Genomic DNA, 18760 nt, shown 5'->3' with positions numbered 1-18760 from the left:
AGAGTCATTCCGAGCGGTGCAGGGCAGGAGGAAGCGCGTGCAGTCACTTATGCTAGGTATCGATGGGGGTGGTACGCACTGTCGCGGACGCCTCACCGACGCTCAGGGGCAACTGCTGGCGGAAGCGCGCGGCGGGCCAGCCAACGTCTGGTCGCAGTTTGAAGCGGCGATTGACGCCATCGATCGGGTGATTGACGATCTCTTCACTCAGGCGGCATTACCGGCGGCGGCACGAGCGCAAACCGTGCTGGTGGCGGGGCTGGCGGGAGCGAATGTCGCTTCGGTCAAAGCCCGTCTGGATAGCTGGCAGCCCGTTTGCCAGGCGCGCTATGTTTTTACCGATGTCGAAATTGCCTGCGCTGGTGCGCACCATGGCGCGCCCGGAGCGGTGTTTATTACCGGTACCGGCAGCCAGGGTGCTGCCTGGGATGGTGAACGCTTTACGTTGCTGGGTGGCTGGGGCTTTGCACTCTCCGATGCCGGTTCTGGCGCGGTGCTCGGTCAGCGGGCATTGCGGCTGGCGCTGCTGGCCCATGAAGGCATTGTTCCGTCCTCGGCGCTGACGCAGCGTATCATGGCGCATTACCACGACAGCCCGGAACAGATGCTAATCTGGTCACGTCAGGCGACACCCGCTGACTGGGGCCGGATTGTGCCGGACGTGTTCGCCGCCGCACAGGCGGGGGATGAGCATGGCACTGCCTTAATTGCACAAACCGCGGCGGATATCGCGCAAATGGTCCAGCCACTGCTGGCGCGCAGCCACGGTAAGCTGGCGTTGATGGGCGGCTTAGCCACGCCGATTCAGCCCTGGCTCCCGGCGGATATCGCCGCGCTGCTGGTGCCGCCACAGGGCGATGCGCTGAGTGGCGCACTCCGGCTCGCCAGTCAGTTCAGCCTGAGTCAACTCGCGTAACCTTTTCATTCTGCTGATAAAGAGAACCATGACCGCTCCGAACGTAACCGCCCGCATTCTGCGGCTGATTGTCGAAAACGCGCCAATAAGCCAGTCCGATCTCAAAGTGCGCAGCGGCCTGAGCATGTCAACGGTTTCGCAGGCCACCAATCGCCTGCTGACTGGCGGCATCGTGCAGGAGCTGGGGCTACGCCGGGTCTCGATGGGGCGTCCCAAAACCCTGCTCGGCCTCAATCCTGATCACGCCAGTGTGGTTGGCATCCAACTCAATGCGGAACGCAACCTGATTGTGCTGACCGACCTCGGTGGAAATATCATCGGCGAGCAGCAAATGCCTTCCGGTGCGATGAGCCCGAAACAGCTGGGTGACGCGCTGGCGAAGTTTCTGCGCGGCGTAGAAGGCAAGAAAGTCGGTGCTATTGGTCTGGCGCTATCCGGTCTGGTGGATGCCAGCAATGGCTATTGCGTGCGCTCACGCGTGCTGGACTGGGATAACGTGCCCATCGCCCGCCTGCTGGAAGAGCGTTTTTCTTTACCGGTATTTATCGAAAACGACGCTAACGCGCTGGCGATGGCGGCGCTGGTGTTTGGTCAGCTCGGTCATGCACAATCGGCGATTATCGCCACCTTCGGCAAAGGGATTGGCGCGGGTATTTTGCTGGATCGTCAGCTTTATCGCGGACGTCATGGCAAAGCGGGAGAGATTGGTAATGCCCTGCTGGGTGATGGTTCTGAGCGCCTGCTGGAAGATGTCGCCTCATCGCAGGCGATTCTGCACCGGGTGGCGGAGACGCTGAAAGAGGATGCACCGCCGACGTTGCGCGATCTGGATTTGCGTCCCACACCGGAGGTGTTAAGCGCGCTGGCGGAAGCCGGGCATCAGCTGGGCATGTCGCTGGCGAACCTGTCGATTGCCTATGATCCGGATGTGGTTTATCTGGCGATGGAACCGCAAATGGCGTCACGCATTCTGCTGGATAATATCACCCAGAGTTTCCAGAACTATCGTCTGAAGCTGACACCGCATATGACGCCGTTGCAGTTTATTACCGAGTCGAATCGGATGTGGGCGCAGGGCGCGGCGGGGTTTGCGGTGAATAAGTTGCTGGATTTGCTGGCGGCGCAGGCCGATGAAGAGATTGCGTCTTAAGTCGCGTGGTTTCGTTTGCTTCCGCGGGGATTTCGTTCGCCTCGGGCTGAGGTAGTTTCAGTTCGCCGGTGCGGCGACCGAGCAAAGGGGACCTGGCCGTCCCCTTTGCATTCCCCGGCCTTGCGCCGCCTGCCTCGCCGTTTCGCGGATTTTTTGCGCGATAAATCGCGCCGCTACAACTTCCGACGGACCGGCGTCGATTCGCTCCTGCTCAACGCCGCCTTTCGCCGCATCCATGCGGCTCATCCTGGAATCGTTCCCGCGCTCAGCGAGTCCGGATGGCGCCCATCCGCCGCTGCCACATCAATGCTTTCCTGTGTTTTTTCTTTTGCGGTTTGTTTTTTCTTCGGGCTTGCAAACGGGGGGGGGGGGTGGGCGGCATTCGCAGCGCCGAGTGCAGAGGGAAGGCCAGGACGAGCCGCCTGCACAGGCGATCCTGAAACTGCCTAAAGCCTGGCGGGCGGAACCTTCTCATAGCCACCCGCTGCCAGGCCCTTTACCGCATCCGCAGGCCCTGCTCATCAAACAACAAACAACTCCCCGTATCTAATTGGTAACGCATCGGCTCACCGATCTGATGGCTTGCCACATTCCGCTCCTCAATCACCAGCAGCCGCTCCTGGCCCACATCCAGATAAAGATAATTGGTATGCCCCAGCATCTCGCTGAACGACAGGGGGGCGCTAAAGCTCAGCGGCGCGTTGGCAGCCGTGGCGAGCTGGAAATGCTCAGGACGTACGCCCAGCGTCACCTTTTGCCCCTCGTGACAGGTGGCCGCCATGTCTAGCGTTAATGAGTGAATACCCAGCGACGGCACGCGCAGCTGCACCTGGCCGGGTGCCAACGCCGCCACCTCGGCGGGTAAGAAATTCATCTTCGGCGAACCAATAAACCCGGCGACAAACAGGTTATCCGGGTCGCGATACAACTCCAGCGGCGCACCGACCTGTTCAATACGCCCCTGACGCAGCACCACGATCCGGTCGGCCAGCGTCATCGCTTCCAGCTGGTCATGGGTGACGTAAATCATGGTGTTGCCCAGCGAGGCGTGCAGCCGGGCAATTTCGATACGCATCTGCAAACGCAGCTCAGCGTCCAGGTTCGACAGGGGTTCATCGAACAGGAAAATACGTGGATGGCGAATAATGGCGCGGCCAATCGCCACACGCTGCCGCTGTCCGCCCGACAAGGCACGCGGCAGGCGATCGAGCAACTCGGTAAGGTGCAGGCGCGCTGCGGTCTGCGCAATCGCCTGTTCAATCTCGGCTTTCGGCCGCTTCATCACCTCCAGCGGATAAGCGAGGTTGCCACGTACCGTCATATTCGGGTAAAGCGCGTAGGACTGAAACACCATCGCGATACCGCGCTCGGTGGCGGGCTGCTGGGTCATATCCGCACCCTCAATCAGCAGCTTGCCATCACTGATCTCCTCCAGCCCGGCAATCATGCGTAACAGCGTCGATTTTCCGCAGCCCGAGGGGCCAACAAACACCACAAATTCACCGCTGTTAATGGTGAGATCGATACCGTGGATCACGTTCACTTGCTCGTAGGACTTCTTAACGCTTTGCAGATGCAGGCTGGTCATGCTGTGTCTCGCTTAAAGTAACTGGCCCAGATAAATGGCGTTGCTGCGCACGATGGGCGTGAAGCCAAGGCGCTGATAAAAACCGCAAACCTGCTCGTTTTGCAGGCTAACGCCGAGATGCACGCCAGGCACACCGGCCTGGCGCAGCAGAGTCAGCAGGTGCTCAATCAGCTTGCGCCCCCAACCACCCTGCTGAGCGGGCGGCAGCAGATTAATGTGCAGATGCGCGGGCCACTGGCTCACCAGTTGATCGGCGGCGGCATCCGGCTGGAGGATGGCATCCAGCACTTTGCTGTCGAGCGGGGCGCTGGCCGGGTAGTCGCGATATTGCGCCTGCAACAGCGGCCACCACTGCTGATTCAGCACGGCTTCGAAGGCACGGGTATCCGGTACCGCGACCGCATAGCCGATGACCTCTCCCTGTTGTTCCAGAACCAGCGCGAAATCAGGTACGAAACGGGCGTAGGGAATCACAAAGCGCAGGCCCGGCAGGGCGGGGTCCGAATAAAGCGCGGTCGCATCTTTCCCTGCATTGGCGGTTTCTAAACAAATACGCGAGAGCGCGGGAAAGTCCGCCTCGGTGGCGTGACGAATAACACCTTCAGCCGTCATGGTGGAGCCTCTGTGGTCAGGAGATGAACAGTTTTTACGGTAATGAAAGCGTACTTAGTTTTCAAGGTGTAATAATTGCGTCATCCCACAAAGCGCAGGCGAAACATAACCGCAGCGCATGACCGCCAGCGCGGCAAGGCTGTGGTGATGCGCTGGCAAGCCCTTAATCCGCAGGCTTTTTCATGTTTTCTTTGTCAGTATCATCCATAACTATACGATTTTCATATGCTCTATCAGTAAGTTAATGCGCTTTAAAATCATGAGTGATTTATGCTGGGCATGGCTTGAAGTGGGCTGTTTGCAGCGGCCTGGTGGCTGATTAAGCAGCATCCTCTGCTGATCACCGCGCCTTTCTTCTCACTTTTTGCACTGCATCACAGAGCAAAAATTCCGCACGGCACAGGTTTGACTTTCTTTTGTGCATAAAGTAAGTATGGATAAGTGCGTTATTTCTGCTGAATCAGCCTGCGGGAACTGCGGGTGTCGAGATGAAGGGATGCCAGTCATCTGTTGGAGAAACCGAGCATTATGTGTGATTCAACCGTACGTTCGCAGTACTTCCATCGCCCTCTGCGTACCCTGTCTCGTCTGGTTTCCGCTGGGGTGCTGCTCGGCGCAGCGATGACCTCGGCCCAGGCGGTGACCCTGAATGAGTGGGATATTTATAACTATCCACAGCAGACCGCAGCGGTGGATGAAGCGATTAAAGTGTTCCAGCAACAGAATCCCGGCATTGTCATCCAGCGTTCTGTGCACTCCTTCGAAGACACCCGCATCCCGCTCAAACTGGCGCTGACAGCCGGTGATGGCCCGCAGATTGCTCAGGTGAATCAGGGGGGTGGCGATATGGGTTCGCTGGTGAAAGACAAGCTGCTGTGGCCGCTGGATGATTACGCCAAAACCTATGGCTGGACCACGCGTTTCCCGGATTCGATCCTGAAACGTAATCGCTGGTCCGATAATCAGGACTTTGGCAGCGGCAAATTGTATGGCGTTGCCAGCCTCGGTGAAATGGTCGGCCTGTATTACAACAAAGCGCTGCTGGATAAAGCCGGTATCGCGGTGCCAAAAACCCTCGCCGAGCTGGAACAGGCGATGGAAAAACTGAAAGCGCAGGGCACCGCACCCATGATGCTGGGGCTGCTGGACGGCAACATGGGCCAGCAACTGCTCAGTACCATTTGGGAAGCGCAGATTGAAAGCAGCGACCGTAAAAAACTCGATGACCTGATTTACGACGTAGGTGGCACCTTTAAAGATGACAAGCTGGTAAAAGCCGCCAACATGATGAAAAGCTGGAACGACAAAGGCTATTTTTTCCCCGGCTTCCAGGGGATTGGTCATGACGATGCTGCGACCTTGTTCCAGAACGGTCAGGCCGCCTTCCTGGTGAGCGGCACCTGGTATCTGGGGCAGTTCAAAGACAACAAAGATATCCACTTTGCCGCGATGCCGATGGGCGCGGGTGTGCAGCATGCGCTGATGGTGGGCGGGACTGACCTGGCGTTCTCCATCACCAGCACGGCGAAAACTAAAGAACAGCAGGATGCCGCCGCGAAGTTCATCGATTATATCGTGTCGGATGAGATGGCGAACCGCTGGCTGAAAGTAGGCTTCCTGCCGGCCAGCGCCAGCAAAAATGCGCAGATCCCGGCCGATAATCCGCTGCTGGCTGAGGCCTACCAGGTATGGGTGACGCTGAACCAGCATGATGGCCTCGGTCATTACGTGGACTGGGCGACACCGACCATGAACGCCGAGCTGAATCAGAACGTACAGCTGCTGCTGGCCGGACGGCAAACTGCCGACCAGATGGCCACTAACTTCGACAACAACTATCAACGTTACCTGAAAACCCTGAAGCACTGATAAATCCGGCCCGGCATCGTGCCGGGCTGCTGACAGGTCCGCAAGCGAGCAAGGTTATGCTGAACAAATCTGCCTGGCGCAATGCGCTCTATCTCCTGCCCGCGGTGCTGGTGTACGCGGTCTTTCTGTTGCTGCCGCTGCTGGCGTCGCTGGGCATCAGTTTTACCGAGTGGGATGGCATCTCGATGCCGATTTTTACCGGCATCAGCAACTATATGCGTATGTTCAGTGACCCGGTGTTCTGGGTGGCACTGGGCAACAACGCATTGCTGATGTTGTTCTACACCTTGTTGCCGATTGGTGTTGGCTTGCTGCTGTGCAGCTTCCTGTACGAAACGCGTAACAACAAAGAACGCAGCCTGCTGCGTATCCTTTTCTTTCTGCCTTACATCATGCCGATGGCGGTGCTTGGGGTGGTGTGGCGCTGGCTGTACAACCCGGCATTCGGCCCGATTGACCAGTTCCTGCGTGCCATCGGTCTGCCGCAGCTGGCGCTGTCATGGCTGGGTGACTTTACCTGGGCGCTACCTGCCGTGGGCTTTGTCGCTACCTGGTACTTCTTTGGTTTTTGTCTGGTGTTGTTTATGGCGGGATTGCAGCGCATGGACCCGTCGCTGTTGGAAGCGGCCGATCTGGATGGCTCCTCGCGGCGGCAAAAATTTATGCGCATCACGCTACCATCGCTGCGCCCGGAGCTGCGAATTGCGCTGTTGCTGACGGTGATCGCCAGCCTGAAAGCCTTTGATCTGGTCTACGTGATGACACAGGGCGGGCCGGGCACCTCCACCATGGTGACCAATATCTTTATGTATAAGCAAGGCTTTGACCTGCACTACTTCGGCTATGCGTCGGCGGTAGCGGTGTTCAGTATGATGATTGTGTTGATGATCAACGCGTTAATCCACTTTGCAATTCGGGAGCGTCATTGATGCGTGGCACGCCAGTCGTTTCTCGTGCGCTTATCTGGATTGTGGCGCTGATGACCATTATGCCGTTTCTGATGGCGTTGATGACCTCATTCAAAACCCAGATGGAGCTGTTCCAGGGCGTCTTTACCTTACCTTCGTCGCTCAACTTCAAAAACTACGCCACCGCCTGGCAGCAGGGCCATTTTAACGTTTATTTTATGAACTCGGTGCTGGTGGTGTTCCCGGTGGTGATTTGCAGCATTCTGCTTGGGATTCTGGCCGGTTTTGGTTTTGCCTGGCTGAAGATCCCCGGTAAAAAACTGGTGGCGGCGATGCTCGCCCTTGGCATGGTGTTGCCGAGTGAAGCCTTTATTATCCCGCTGTATCACGAGCTGCGCTGGATGGGGCTGACCAACACCTACCTGGCGTTGATTTTGCCGCAGATTGCGCTGTCATTGCCGTTCACCACGCTGATGATTGCCACCGCACTGCAACAGGTGCCGCGCGAGCTGGTGGAAGCCTCGGTGATGGATGGCGCATCACGACGTAAAATTCTGTGGGGCATTCTGGTGCCCGCCATCTGGCCCACGTTATCAACGCTGGCGCTGCTATTGTTTATCTGGACCTGGAACGAATTTCTCATCCCACTGATTCTGGTGAACAAAGATGAGTTGCGTACCCTGCCCATCGGCATGATGTTTTTCCAGAACAAAAACACCATTGATATCCCGGTGCTGATGGCGGGGGCGATGATCGTCATTTTGCCGCTGGTGGCGGTGTTCCTGGTGTTCCAGCGCAAATTTATCAGTGGTGTGACCGAAGGCGCAGTGAAATAGGAGAACCGCATGCACCTCTCTCTGGCCGATTTTCATCCCGCCGCCGACGGGGAAACGCTCGATACCGCCTGCTTTCAGCACGCGCTGGATCAGCTGGCGCAGCAGGGGGGCGGTACGCTCACGATACCAGCAGGCCGTTACCGGCTGGGCACCGTCACGCTGGGTTCGAATCTCCATCTGCATCTGGCGGCGGGGGCCACGTTGTTGGCGAGCCAGCGGGTTGAGGATTATCATCGTTGCCTGGCGCAGAGCCAGGCTGAGCTGTCGCAGCATGTGCTGCTGTACGCGGTGGGCCAGCGCAATATCACCCTGAGCGGCAAAGGGGTGATTGACGGGGATGGCGAAGCCTGGTTTGCCGCTGAAAAGGATGATCAGGGCTATCGCCTGCCGCGCCCGTTTCGCCCACGCATCATCGTGTTTGAAGATTGCCAGCAGGTCACGCTACAGGAGTTCAGTATCGTGCAGGCACCGATGTGGACCGTGCATCTGGTGAGTTGCCGCCATGTCCATATTGATCATCTGACGATTGATAATTCCATGACCATGCCGAATACCGATGCGCTGGATATCGACAGCTGCGAAGCGGTGTTTGTCAGCAACAGTTACCTGAGCGCGGCGGATGACGCGATTTGTATTAAAACCACCGACAAACCGGCTCCTCTCAGGCGCGCGGCGCGGCAGATTATGATCAGCAACTGTCTGCTGCGCTCGTACAGCTGCGCCTTCAAAATCGGTACCGAAACCTTTGATGACGTGGAAGATGTTACTGTCACCGGCTGTACCATTTTCGATTCCAACCGGGCGATTGGCCTGCTGTCGCGCGACGGTGGCTGTTTCCGTCGTCTGCATTTCAGCAACCTGACGCTGGCCTGCCACCATGCGCCGCCGTGCCACTGGGGCAAAGCCGATGCGTTGTTTGTTTCGGTTCGCGCGCGCGATCCGGCGATTGCGCCGGGTCATATCGAACAGCTGCAATTCACTAACGTCAGCGGAGTGATGGAAGGGGCGATTAACCTGCATACCGAGGCAGCGGGGCAGATCCGTGAGGTGATGATCAGCAATGTGCAACTACGGCAGGTGGTGGCGACCACGGCGGAGCAGGGGCACTACGATGTGCGCCCGCCCTGTAATCCCGCATCACCCACCGGAATGGGGCTGGATAACGCCTATAAAATGGATAGCCTCACCGGGTTGGCCTATGGTGTGGCGGCCTACCCGGATGGCCTGCCGGGCGTGTTTGCGCGCGGCGTGGAGAACCTGCAACTGCACAACGTCACCATTGTGCGCCCGCAGCCGTTGCCAGCGGGCTGGCATACGGCAACGGTGCAGATTCTGCCGTAGCGACGCGATTTATCGCGCGGTTTTTTATTACAACGCCGCCGCGATGGCCGCCCCCAGCTCCTCAGTTGAGGCTTTGCCGCCGAGGTCGCGCGTCAGGCTGTTACCCGCCGCCAGCGTGCGTTCGATGGCATCCAGCACCGCCGCGCCAGCTTCGGCAAAGCCGAGGTGTTCCAGCATCATCGCACCACACCAGATCTGACCGATCGGGTTCGCGATTCCCAGACCTGCGATATCCGGCGCGGAGCCGTGTACCGGTTCGAACAGGCTGGGGAATTTGCCTTCCGGGTTGATATTGGCCGATGGCGCAATACCGATGGTGCCGGTACAGGCCGGGCCGAGATCCGACAGGATATCGCCAAACAGGTTGCTGGCCACCACCACATCAAACCAGTCCGGGTGCAGCACGAAGTTGGCGGTGAGAATATCGATATGATACTTATCGACCTTTACCTCCGGGTAGTGGGTGGACATGGCTTCTACCCGACTATCCCAGTACGGCATGGTAATGGCGATACCGTTGGATTTGGTGGCGGAGGTCAGGTGTTTTTTCGGGCGCTTCTGTGCCAGTTCGTAGGCAAATTTCAGGATGCGATCGACGCCGGTACGCGTCATCACCGTTTCCTGAATCACCACTTCACGCTCGGTGCCGGGGAACATGGTGCCACCCACGCTGGAGTACTCCCCTTCGGTGTTTTCTCGCACCACGTAGAAATCGATATCACCCGGCTGACGATTCGCCAGCGGTGCTTTGACACCCGGCATCAGGCGTACCGGACGCAGATTGACGTATTGGTCGAACTCACGACGGAACTGCAACAACGATCCCCACAGTGACACATGATCCGGCACCACATCCGGCCAGCCTACGGCACCGAAGTAGATCGCATCAAAGGTTTGCAGGGAAGCGAACCAGTCATCCGGTAGCATTTTGCCGTGCTGCTGCCAGTATTCGGCGCTGGCATAGTCAAACCATTGCCACTCCAGTGGGATATTGAATTTTTTCGCTGCCGCATCCATCACGCGGATGCCTTCTGGCATCACTTCTTTACCAATGCCATCGCCAGGGATGACGGCGATTTTAAATGTTTTGCCGCTCATAGGGTCTCTCGCAGGTTGCTGTTGATGTTCTGCCCGCAGTATAACTTTGCATCATGGGGAAATAATTAGCCTGAACAGCAAGCCAATGTTGAATAAAAGTAGAGAATCCCGTACCTCCACTGACGATCTGGCCTTTTTCGTGCGTATCGCCACCCTCGGTAGCCTGACGGCGGCAGCACGCGAGCTGGGGCTATCGTTACCGGCGGTAAGTAAACGGCTGAGCCAGCTGGAATTGCGTCTTGGCGTGCAGCTGCTGCGTCGAACTACGCGTCGGCTGGAGCTGACGCCTGAGGGCAAACGTTACCTGGAAGGGGCACGCCCGCTGCTGGATCAGCTGGCGGAGCTGGAGGAGTCGGTCAGCAGCCAGACCGCCATGCTGCGCGGCACGCTGAATATCAATGCCTCGTTTGGTTTTGGCCGTCGTCATGTCGCGCCGCTGGTGTCGCGTTTTGCCGCGTTGCACCCGGAGCTGTCACTCAGCCTGCAACTGAGCAGCCAGCCGCTCAGTTTCCTTGATGCACATATCGATATTGATATTCGCGTCGGTGAGCCGCCGGATGCACGGCTGATGGCACGCAAGCTGCGTACCAATCCGCGTGTACTGTGTTGCGCACCAGCCTATGCCGAACGTTGTGGCCTGCCGGAGAGCGTCGCGGCGCTGGCGCAGCACAACTGCATTTTGCTGCGGCAGTATGAAAGCGATTTTGCCCTGTGGCGGCTGAGTAATGGCGAGCAGCAGTTAACGCAAAAGGTCCGGGGGACGTTGATTACCAATGACGGCGAGGTGGCGATGCAGCTGGCGCAGGATGGGCATGGCATTCTGTTGCGGTCGTGGTGGGACGCGCAACACAGCATTCACAGTGGCGAGCTGCTGCATGTGCTGCCAGCCTGGACGGCACCAGACGGCGATATCTTTGCCGTCTGGCAACCGCAGCGCCAGCTTCCGGCGCGCATCAGCGCCTTTGTCGAGTTTTTGCAGCAGGCGCTGTAACAGTTTACTCCTCCGCCGTCTGCTGGCGGCGCTGCTGCACCGGATAAAACTCCCCGGCTTTCAGCGAGGTTTCAATTTCCTCCAGCGAGCGGCCTTTGGTTTCCGGCATCAGGAAAAAGACAAACACAAAGCCGAGCAGATTCAGCAGCGCGTAGAACCACATGGCACCGCCAATGCCGAGAAGGTTGACCATCGATAAAGCCGTGGCAGTCAGCAGCAGGTTGGAACCCCACAGCATCCCGGCATGCAGACTGGTGGCTTTCTCACGGATACCCAGCGGATAGAGCTCCGACCCCATCAGCCAGCCAATCACCTGAATACCGCCGGAGTTAAACACCATAAAGCCAAACAGGCAGAGCACGATCAACAAACTGTGCCCACCGCCCTGTGCATCGAGACGGAATACCGTGCCCAACAGCAGCAGGCTGACGATCGCACCTGGCATCATCCACAGGGTTAAGGCACGGCGTCCAACATGATCGACCAGCAGCTTGCCGATGATGGTTAGCGTCAGATAAATCACCGCCACGCCCAGCGCTGAATACAGTGCCGCATCACGACTGAATCCGGCGTTGGTGAGAAAGGTGGGCGTGTAGTAAATCATCATTTCAATGCCGGAAAGCTGCGTAAAAGCGGCGATCCCCAGCCCGACCAGCAGCGCCGGGCGCAGCCAGGGCTGTTTCAGATCGCTCCAGCTGGCGACCGCCTTGCGTTCTACTTTGGCGTGCACACGCTGGATATCGCGAATCTCCTGACGCACCTGTTTTTCCGTGTCGCGCACGGCATCCAGCGCCAGATGGGCCTCTTTCAGCCGTTTCTGACCGACCAGCCAGCGTGGACTTTCCGGCAGTGGCAGCATCCCCAGCAGCAGGATCACCGCCGGAATGGCGGCGACGGCAAACATGGTGCGCCAGCTCCAGATATCCTGCATAAAGGTGCCGACCAGCGCGGCAGTCACAATGCCGACGCCAATTGAGATGTTGAAGAAGGTCACCAGACGGCCACGGCGGTCCGGGGGAGCCAGCTCGGCGATATACACCGGGACGATTTGCGAGGCACCACCGACGGCAAAGCCCAGAACCAGGCGTGCGACGCCGAGCCAGACGGCATTGGGTGACAGGCCTGAACCGATTACGCCGACCGCAAAAATCGCTGCCACAATCATCACCGTGTAGCGACGGCCCAGCTGACTGGAGAGACGTCCACAGCTGAGGGCACCCACCACAGCGCCGACGAGGATCGCGCTGGTCACCAGCTCCTGAGCATGCGAGGAAAGGTGGAAATCATGGGTAATCTGCAACAGTGCACCGGAGATAATGCCGGTGTCGTAGCCATAGAGAAAGCCAGCAATGGCGGCGATGGCGGTCGCTGTCAATAAAAAGGCATCTGCGCTGAGAAAGCGGCTGTTTTCTTCGGTTGCGCTTGCGGATAACTTTTCATTGTCAGCCTGAGCAGACGGGGTTTCGGGCGAATATCGCCAGGTTTTATTTTCTGATCCAGGCATAGTATTCCTTGCAGGTGAGTGAGTTTATTTTTATGCAGGGGTACAGTGCGGCCGAAATAATCGGCTTATGCTCCTTGATATTATTTTTATGAGATAAAGATATAGCATTGTTTGTGATTTGTGTCACATTTTGCTGTGGATGGATGGCGAATTATAGCTGTTGTTCTGCGAATTTTATAAAAATAAAGTGACATAATTAATTGATGTAAATGACTTTTATTTTATAAAATTTATTATGTTCTGAATTTCTCTTCTCAACTATGAAATTTTGAATTAAATAAAATTTCATCAGTCCGATTCGGACAAAATAATATTTCACTATCCATGCGCTCACCAGGAAATATCACTGCATACACCGGTGTGCTGTGCATAAATATCAAAACCTCTTCTTTTTCCCGCGCAGGTGCGCTGGTCATGCTATGGAATGATGATTTGATTATTTGTAATCAATGTTGAGTGTTTGTGAGCATGATCAAACAAATTTATCCGACCATCGCCTATAAAGTAGCCCTGTCAGTGCGTAATTTTGCTCCTGATTGAGCGATTTAAATCATTTTTACCCTGGTGGCGATACCCGGTGCCCAGACACCCGTCAAAATAACAGACGCCACCCTTAATAACGGCGCGCGTGAAGCCCAGCGCGTGCTACGACCCTACGTTATCGATGAGGCTGAAATGAAACAATTCTCTACAGAAGGGATGGTGATTATTGTCGGGATAGTGATTGCTTATATCCTGTTTACCACCTGGCTGACCTGGCGTTTGCGCAGTAAAAATACCGGCGACTTTATGGCGGGATCGCGCGTCATGCCGGCGTTTATTGTCGGGGTGATGCTGATGTCAGAATATATCGGGGCCAAATCCACCATTGGCACTGCGCAGGCGGCATTTGAAGATGGTTTTGCGGCGTCCTGGTCTGTGATTGGTGCGGCCATTGGCTTTCCGTTATTTGGTATTTTGCTGGTCAAACGTATCTATAACACCGGGAAAATCACCATTTCTGGCGCGATTGCCGAGCGTTACGGTAACTCAACCAAAAACATCATTTCGCTGATCATGATCTATGCGCTGCTGCTGGTGAACGTCGGTAACTATGTCAGCGGCGCAGCGGCCATCTCCACGGTGCTGAACCTCAACCTCACCACGGCAGCCTTTATCACCGCCATCGTCAGTACCTTCTATTTTATGTTCGGCGGAATGAAGGGCATCGCCTGGGTGACGCTGCTGCACAGCGGACTGAAATATATCGGGATTATGATTATTCTCGGTGTGGCGCTGCATATGACCGGTGGCGTGAGTCCGATGATCAGGCAGATGCCGCATTTCTACTGGACCTGGGATGGCAACGTCGGCGGCAGCACCATTTTTGCCTGGCTGATTGGCACCATCGGTTCGATCTTCTGTACTCAGTTCGTGATTCAGGCGATTGCTTCAACCAAAAGCGCCGCTTCGGCAAAACGCGCCACCTGGGTCGCCTTCTTCTTCTGTATGCCGATTGCTATCGCCATCGCGCTGATTGGCGTGGCGGCGAAATTCCTCCATCCTGATATCAAAAGCCTGTATGCGCTGCCGGTGTTTTTACAGGATATGAGCCCGTGGCTGGCGGGGATTGTGACGACCTCGCTGGTAGCGTCGATTTTTGTCAGCGTCAGCACCGTGGCGCTCGCCATTGCCTCGCTGGTGGTGAAGGATTTTTATGTGCCGTACCGCAATCCCACGCCGGAGCGGGAATTCCGCATGACGCGCTGGCTGTCGCTGGTGATTGGCTTCCTGCCGTTGATTTTCGTGTTGTTCGTGCCTGAAGTGCTGAAGCTGTCGTTCTTTACCCGCGCTATCCGCCTGTCGATTTCGGTGGTGGCGATCATCGCCTTCTACCTGCCGTTCTTTAAAAGCACGCGCGGTGCCAATGCCGGGCTGATCGCCGCCTGCGTGGTGACCTCGCTGTGGTATTTGCTGGGCGATCCTTTTGGTATCAACAATATGTATGTGGCTCTGGTGACACCGGCGATTGTGATGGTGATTGACCGACTGATACCGTCGCGCCAGGCGCAGGATAAAAAAGCCCCGAAACAAACCATGCAAAACAGTGGAGCCTGATATGACCGATTTAACCGTGACCGTTGATCGCAACGGTAACCTTCATCCCCACGCGCAGGACGCGCAGCAGCTCACCACGATGCTGCCTTCGGTCTGCCCGCAAAACCACGCCGCCAATTTGCTGCCCTTGCCGAATGGCGACCTGCTGTGCGTCTGGTTCGGTGGTACCCAGGAAGGGATCGCCGATATCTCGATCTGGTGCTCGCGGCTGGAAAAAGGCCGCGAGCAATGGAGTGATGCGCAAAAGTTATCGGACGATCCGACGCGATCGGAACAAAACCCGGTGCTGTTCCTCGATCCGGATCAGGTGCTGTGGCTGCTGTGGACCGCGCAGAAATCCGGTAACCAGGACACCGCGATTGTGCGTTATCGCCAGTCGCGTGATTTTGGCCGCAGCTGGAGCGCCATCGACACGCTGCTTGATCAACCCGGCACTTTTATCCGCCAGCCGCTGGTGGTGCTGCCAAATGGCAACTGGCTGCTGCCGGTGTTCTATTGTCGCACCCAGCCGGGGGTGAAATGGGTCGGTAACGACGATGTCAGCGCGGTGAAAATCTCCAGCGACAAAGGCAAAAGCTGGCGTGATGTGACGGTGCCGGATAGCCTTGGCTGCGTACATATGAATATCACTTTGTTGCACGATGGCAGCCTGCTGGCGCTGTATCGCAGCCGTTGGGCGGATTTTATCTACCAAAGCCGTTCCCATGACGGTGGCGAAAGCTGGAGCGCACCACAGGCGACCACCTTGCCCAACAACAACTCATCGATTCAGGTGACGACGTTGCACAACGGCCATCTGGCGCTGGTGTTTAACGCCATGAGCGCCCGCGATGCCAGCGAGCGTCGTGTGTCGCTGTATGACGAGATCGAAGATGAAGACGAGGGCGATGTGGCGGTTGCGGCGGAGCCGGTGGTGCAGAGCGGACGTACCGCGTTCTGGGGCGCACCACGCGCGCCGATGACGCTGGCGATTTCTGCTGATGGTGGGCACAGCTGGCCGTGGCAGCGCAATCTCGACGAAGGTGACGGCTACTGCATGACCAACAACTCGCAGCAGAAGCTGAATCGTGAATTCTCCTATCCCAGTATCAAACAGGGCGAGGATGGCGCGCTGCACATTGCCTATACGTATTTCCGTCAGGCGATAAAGTATGTGCGTGTTGATGAATCCTGGGTGATCTCATGAGCAGGCATGCGCTGGTGACAGGTGTCAGTTCCGGTATCGGTGCGGCGATTGCCGATGAGCTGTTGCAGCAGGGCTGGCAGGTGACGGGCTTCAGCCGCACGCGGGTGAAAAAAGATCATCCGCGTTTTACCTCGGTCAGCGTGGATCTGTTTGATGCGGCGTTACTGAAACAGGCGCTGGGCGTGCTGCCGAAAGTGGATGCGCTGGTTCATGCTGCCGGGATGATGGCCGCCGCGCCGCTCGGCGATCTGGATGAGGAAGCCAGCCACCGCTTGTGGTATCTGCATGTGCAGGCCGCGCAGATTATGGCCAATGCTCTGCAACCGCAGATGCAGCAGGGCGACCGTATTTTGCTGATTGGCAGCCGTACCTCGCGTGGCGCGGCGGGTCGCAGCCAGTATGTCAGCACCAAAGCGGCGATGGTGGGGATGGCGCGTAGCTGGGCTGCCGAGCTGGCACCGCAAGGGATCACGGTGAATGTGATAGCGCCAGGAGCCACGGAAACGCCAATGCTGCTGCAACCGGGGCGTGCCAGCTCGCCACCGCAACTGCCGCCTATCGGGCGTTATATCAAACCGGAGGAGGTGGCGGCACTGGCGGCTTTTGTGCTGTCGCCTGCCGCAGATGCCATCACCGGGCAGGAGCTGGTGATATGCGGTGGGGCGTCGTTGGCGTAGCGGCGCAATTTATTGCGCGGGGTTTCACCCCCGCCGTATTGCCGCCACATCCACCTGCCACTGATTAAGCTTGTTATATAACGCGGTACGCGAAATCCCCAGCAGCTGTGCCGACTGGCGCAGATTGCCTTTCTGCTCAGCCACCACCTGCAACACATGCTGACGTTCATTTTCCTGCAACGAGGGCAACGCGATCAGCGGTTGATGGCTGTGCACCATCTCATCCGGCAGATCCTGCCTGCCAATCTCCAGCCCTTCGCACAGGTTCACCATGCGCTCGACCAGATTCTCCAGTTCGCGCACGTTGCCCGGCCAGTGCCACGCCTGTAAGCAATGCATCGCCTCCGGTGAGACCTGCGGCGCAATACGTTTTAGCCGGGCACAGAGCGCCAGAATAAAAGTATTCACCAGACCGGGGATATCTTCCTGGCGTTCGCGCAGCGGTGGGATTGCCAGTGACACCACATTCAGCCGATAGTAAAGATCGCGTCTGAACGCCCCTTTCTCCACGGCATCCAGCAGGTTGCAATGGGTGGCGGCGATGATGCGTACATTGACCTTCAGCGGATTAGCCGCGCCGATGCGCACCACCTCGCTCTCCTGCAACACGCGCAGCAGGCTGGTCTGTGCTTCCAGCGGCATCTCACCAATCTCATCAAGAAACAACGTACCGCCATCGGCCAGCTCGAATTTGCCTGGCGATCCTCCGCGACGTGAGCCGGTGAACGCGCCATCGACATAACCAAACAGCTCGCTCTGCACCAAATCGCGCGGCAGTGCGCCGCAGTTTAGCGCGATAAAGGCTTCCTGCTGACGCGGGCTGGCGTTATGGATCGCCTGGGCAAACAACTCCTTACCGGTGCCACTTTCGCCGGTCAGCAGCACGGTGCTATCGGTGCGGCTGCTGGCACGCGCTTTCTGAATCGCCTGCTGTACCCGTGGCGCATGGCCGCGAATCATCTCAAAGGTGTAGCTGGCGCTGACGCCCATCACCCGACGGGTGATGGCACGGATACGCTGGTTCTCGCGCAGCGAAAGCACGCGTCCGCCGTCGGGGGCGGGCATCAGCGAAATCAGGCAGGGGATTGGCTGCACGCCGTCCGGCATAAATTGCAGCTCGCGGTCGTTGCAGAATGGCATGGTCAGTAGCGATCCCCCCTGTGGCTGCAACAACACATCGATCGGTCCGGCATCGGGATCCAGCCCGCTGAAGATCTGGCGCGCGTAACGATTCAGGGTTTTGATCCGGCCGTGGCGATCACAGACGATCACCCCTTCATTGAGGGTTTCAAGGATCGATTGCTGCTCCGCCAGCAGTCGGCGCAGCATCAGCTGCTGGCCTACCGCTTCAGCCGCCGCCTGCACGGTGCCCAGCGTGTGCGCATTGAAGTTATCGGGGGTGGCGGTGAGGGTCAGTACACCGATCAGCTGGCCGCTGGCATCACGTACCGGGGCGGCGGCGCACTGGCGATGACGTTTGCGCAGATCGAATTTCCAGTTCTCACCACTCAGCACATACACCAGCCGCTGCTCAATCAGGCAGCGTGCGGTGCAGTTGGTGCCAAGCACTTCTTCGCGCAGGATACTGCCGACTGGCGTCATATCCGCGCCACAGTAATGTAGCGTCACTCCCTGGGCATCGGTCAGGTTGATATGCCCATCCGGGTTGTAGGCGAGCAGATTCTCCATAATGCTGCGCGCCACCAGGATCAACCCGGCGTTGTGTTCAAGGATCGCAGCCAGTTCATCGGCGGGCGGGGAGATATAGGTAAAATCGCTGGGATCGGTGCCACGCTGCTGCGATCGTTGCCACGACTGCAAAATGCTACGCCGCATCCAGCCCGGCTGTTCACCGCGTTGAAAACTATGCCAGCCCTGCCACAGCAAATTATCCCACTCGGCAACCTCCGCGCCGCCCGGCAGGCTAAAGATAGGGTCGCTTTCATCTTTAAACGGCAACCGCTCACTGAGAGATCGCATGACGCAC

General features: G+C 57.6%; 15 protein-coding genes. 10 read left to right on the top strand and 5 right to left on the bottom strand.

The genetic code is table 11. The features are described from left to right. Positions 1-49: 49 nt before the first annotated feature. On the top strand, positions 50-916 hold the full coding sequence (locus tag RCF31_RS10990) for a BadF/BadG/BcrA/BcrD ATPase family protein (RefSeq protein ID WP_416413243.1): 867 nt from the start codon (positions 50-52) through the stop codon (positions 914-916). 28 nt (positions 917-944) lie between these two features. Beyond that, on the top strand, positions 945-2066 hold the full coding sequence (locus RCF31_RS10985) for an ROK family transcriptional regulator (RefSeq protein ID WP_416410417.1): 1122 nt from the start codon (positions 945-947) through the stop codon (positions 2064-2066). 496 nt (positions 2067-2562) lie between these two features. Here the strand turns inward: RCF31_RS10985 and RCF31_RS10980 are convergent, their stop codons facing one another. Together RCF31_RS10980 and RCF31_RS10975 are read right to left on the bottom strand one after the other, a co-directional pair. After that, the gene (locus RCF31_RS10980; protein ID WP_416410415.1) at positions 2563-3654 is read right to left on the bottom strand and encodes an ABC transporter ATP-binding protein; all 1092 of its coding nucleotides are present in this window, start codon (positions 3652-3654) and stop codon (positions 2563-2565) included. A gap of 12 nt (positions 3655-3666) precedes the next feature. Then, positions 3667-4266, bottom strand: coding sequence for a GNAT family N-acetyltransferase (locus RCF31_RS10975; protein WP_416410413.1), 600 nt, complete (start codon positions 4264-4266; stop codon positions 3667-3669). Positions 4267-4794: 528 nt separating this feature from the next. Here RCF31_RS10975 and RCF31_RS10970 point away from each other — a divergent pair. Genes RCF31_RS10970 through RCF31_RS10955 form a run of 4 tightly spaced genes read left to right on the top strand, consistent with a single transcriptional unit; the run spans position 4795 to position 9220 of the window. Then, positions 4795-6135: an ABC transporter substrate-binding protein gene (locus RCF31_RS10970; protein ID WP_416410411.1), complete on the top strand. Its 1341-nt coding sequence runs from the start codon at positions 4795-4797 to the stop codon at positions 6133-6135. Between the two features lie 56 nt (positions 6136-6191). Next, a complete protein-coding gene (locus RCF31_RS10965; protein WP_416410409.1) occupies positions 6192-7064 on the top strand; it encodes a carbohydrate ABC transporter permease in 873 nt (290 codons plus the stop codon). Then, the gene (locus RCF31_RS10960) at positions 7064-7879 is read left to right on the top strand and encodes a carbohydrate ABC transporter permease (RefSeq protein WP_416410407.1); all 816 of its coding nucleotides are present in this window, start codon (positions 7064-7066) and stop codon (positions 7877-7879) included. Before RCF31_RS10965 ends, RCF31_RS10960 begins: the two co-directional genes overlap by 1 nt. Positions 7880-7888: 9 nt before the next feature. Further along, positions 7889-9220: a glycoside hydrolase family 28 protein gene (locus tag RCF31_RS10955; RefSeq protein WP_416410405.1), complete on the top strand. Its 1332-nt coding sequence runs from the start codon at positions 7889-7891 to the stop codon at positions 9218-9220. A gap of 27 nt (positions 9221-9247) precedes the next feature. On the opposite strand, the gene RCF31_RS10950 is transcribed toward RCF31_RS10955, so the two are convergent. After that, a complete protein-coding gene (locus RCF31_RS10950) occupies positions 9248-10318 on the bottom strand; it encodes a tartrate dehydrogenase (RefSeq protein WP_299458100.1) in 1071 nt (356 codons plus the stop codon). Positions 10319-10403: 85 nt separating this feature from the next. On the opposite strand from RCF31_RS10950, the gene RCF31_RS10945 reads away from it, so the two are divergent. Further along, positions 10404-11309 carry a LysR family transcriptional regulator gene (locus tag RCF31_RS10945; protein ID WP_416410402.1) on the top strand — a complete coding sequence of 302 codons (906 nt, stop codon included), beginning with the start codon at positions 10404-10406 and terminating at the stop codon, positions 11307-11309. A 4-nt stretch (positions 11310-11313) separates the two neighbouring features. Here the strand turns inward: RCF31_RS10945 and RCF31_RS10940 are convergent, their stop codons facing one another. Next, positions 11314-12813: a sugar porter family MFS transporter gene (locus RCF31_RS10940; RefSeq protein WP_416410400.1), complete on the bottom strand. Its 1500-nt coding sequence runs from the start codon at positions 12811-12813 to the stop codon at positions 11314-11316. A gap of 675 nt (positions 12814-13488) precedes the next feature. Here RCF31_RS10940 and RCF31_RS10935 point away from each other — a divergent pair. From RCF31_RS10935 to RCF31_RS10925, 3 genes are read left to right on the top strand one after another with little or no spacing between them, the layout of a single operon-like run. After that, positions 13489-14910: a sodium:solute symporter family protein gene (locus tag RCF31_RS10935; RefSeq protein ID WP_416410398.1), complete on the top strand. Its 1422-nt coding sequence runs from the start codon at positions 13489-13491 to the stop codon at positions 14908-14910. A gap of 1 nt (position 14911) precedes the next feature. Continuing rightward, on the top strand, positions 14912-16096 hold the full coding sequence (locus RCF31_RS10930) for a sialidase family protein (protein WP_416410396.1): 1185 nt from the start codon (positions 14912-14914) through the stop codon (positions 16094-16096). Next, a complete protein-coding gene (locus tag RCF31_RS10925) occupies positions 16093-16773 on the top strand; it encodes an SDR family NAD(P)-dependent oxidoreductase (RefSeq protein ID WP_416410394.1) in 681 nt (226 codons plus the stop codon). The genes RCF31_RS10930 and RCF31_RS10925 overlap by 4 nt, the downstream gene beginning before the upstream one ends. 24 nt (positions 16774-16797) lie before the next feature. On the opposite strand, the gene RCF31_RS10920 is transcribed toward RCF31_RS10925, so the two are convergent. Further along, complete coding sequence (locus RCF31_RS10920; RefSeq protein ID WP_416410392.1) at positions 16798-18753, bottom strand: sigma-54-dependent Fis family transcriptional regulator; 1956 nt, start codon at positions 18751-18753, stop codon at positions 16798-16800. Between the last annotated feature and the right edge of the window lie 7 nt (positions 18754-18760).

This window comes from Pantoea sp. App145 (assembly GCF_047947045.1).
In the GTDB taxonomy this organism is placed as follows: Bacteria; Pseudomonadota; Gammaproteobacteria; order Enterobacterales; family Enterobacteriaceae; genus Pantoea.
This window is presented reverse-complemented; position numbering and strand designations above follow the sequence as displayed.

Excerpts from the sequence above, each read along its gene's own strand:
- RCF31_RS10920 (WP_416410392.1), bottom strand. The coding sequence starts at position 18,753 with ATGCGATCTCTCAGTGAGCGGTTGCCGTTTAAAGATGAAAGCGACCCT.
- RCF31_RS10990 (WP_416413243.1), top strand. The coding sequence starts at position 50 with ATGCTAGGTATCGATGGGGGTGGTACGCACTGTCGCGGACGCCTCACC.
- RCF31_RS10960 (WP_416410407.1), top strand. The coding sequence starts at position 7,064 with ATGCGTGGCACGCCAGTCGTTTCTCGTGCGCTTATCTGGATTGTGGCG.
- RCF31_RS10955 (WP_416410405.1), top strand. The coding sequence starts at position 7,889 with ATGCACCTCTCTCTGGCCGATTTTCATCCCGCCGCCGACGGGGAAACG.
- RCF31_RS10965 (WP_416410409.1), top strand. The coding sequence starts at position 6,192 with ATGCTGAACAAATCTGCCTGGCGCAATGCGCTCTATCTCCTGCCCGCG.
- RCF31_RS10925 (WP_416410394.1), top strand. The coding sequence starts at position 16,093 with ATGAGCAGGCATGCGCTGGTGACAGGTGTCAGTTCCGGTATCGGTGCG.
- RCF31_RS10975 (WP_416410413.1), bottom strand. The coding sequence starts at position 4,266 with ATGACGGCTGAAGGTGTTATTCGTCACGCCACCGAGGCGGACTTTCCC.
- RCF31_RS10945 (WP_416410402.1), top strand. The coding sequence starts at position 10,404 with ATGTTGAATAAAAGTAGAGAATCCCGTACCTCCACTGACGATCTGGCC.
- RCF31_RS10985 (WP_416410417.1), top strand. The coding sequence starts at position 945 with ATGACCGCTCCGAACGTAACCGCCCGCATTCTGCGGCTGATTGTCGAA.
- RCF31_RS10950 (WP_299458100.1), bottom strand. The coding sequence starts at position 10,318 with ATGAGCGGCAAAACATTTAAAATCGCCGTCATCCCTGGCGATGGCATT.
- RCF31_RS10930 (WP_416410396.1), top strand. The coding sequence starts at position 14,912 with ATGACCGATTTAACCGTGACCGTTGATCGCAACGGTAACCTTCATCCC.
- RCF31_RS10940 (WP_416410400.1), bottom strand. The coding sequence starts at position 12,813 with ATGCCTGGATCAGAAAATAAAACCTGGCGATATTCGCCCGAAACCCCG.
- RCF31_RS10935 (WP_416410398.1), top strand. The coding sequence starts at position 13,489 with ATGAAACAATTCTCTACAGAAGGGATGGTGATTATTGTCGGGATAGTG.
- RCF31_RS10970 (WP_416410411.1), top strand. The coding sequence starts at position 4,795 with ATGTGTGATTCAACCGTACGTTCGCAGTACTTCCATCGCCCTCTGCGT.
- RCF31_RS10980 (WP_416410415.1), bottom strand. The coding sequence starts at position 3,654 with ATGACCAGCCTGCATCTGCAAAGCGTTAAGAAGTCCTACGAGCAAGTG.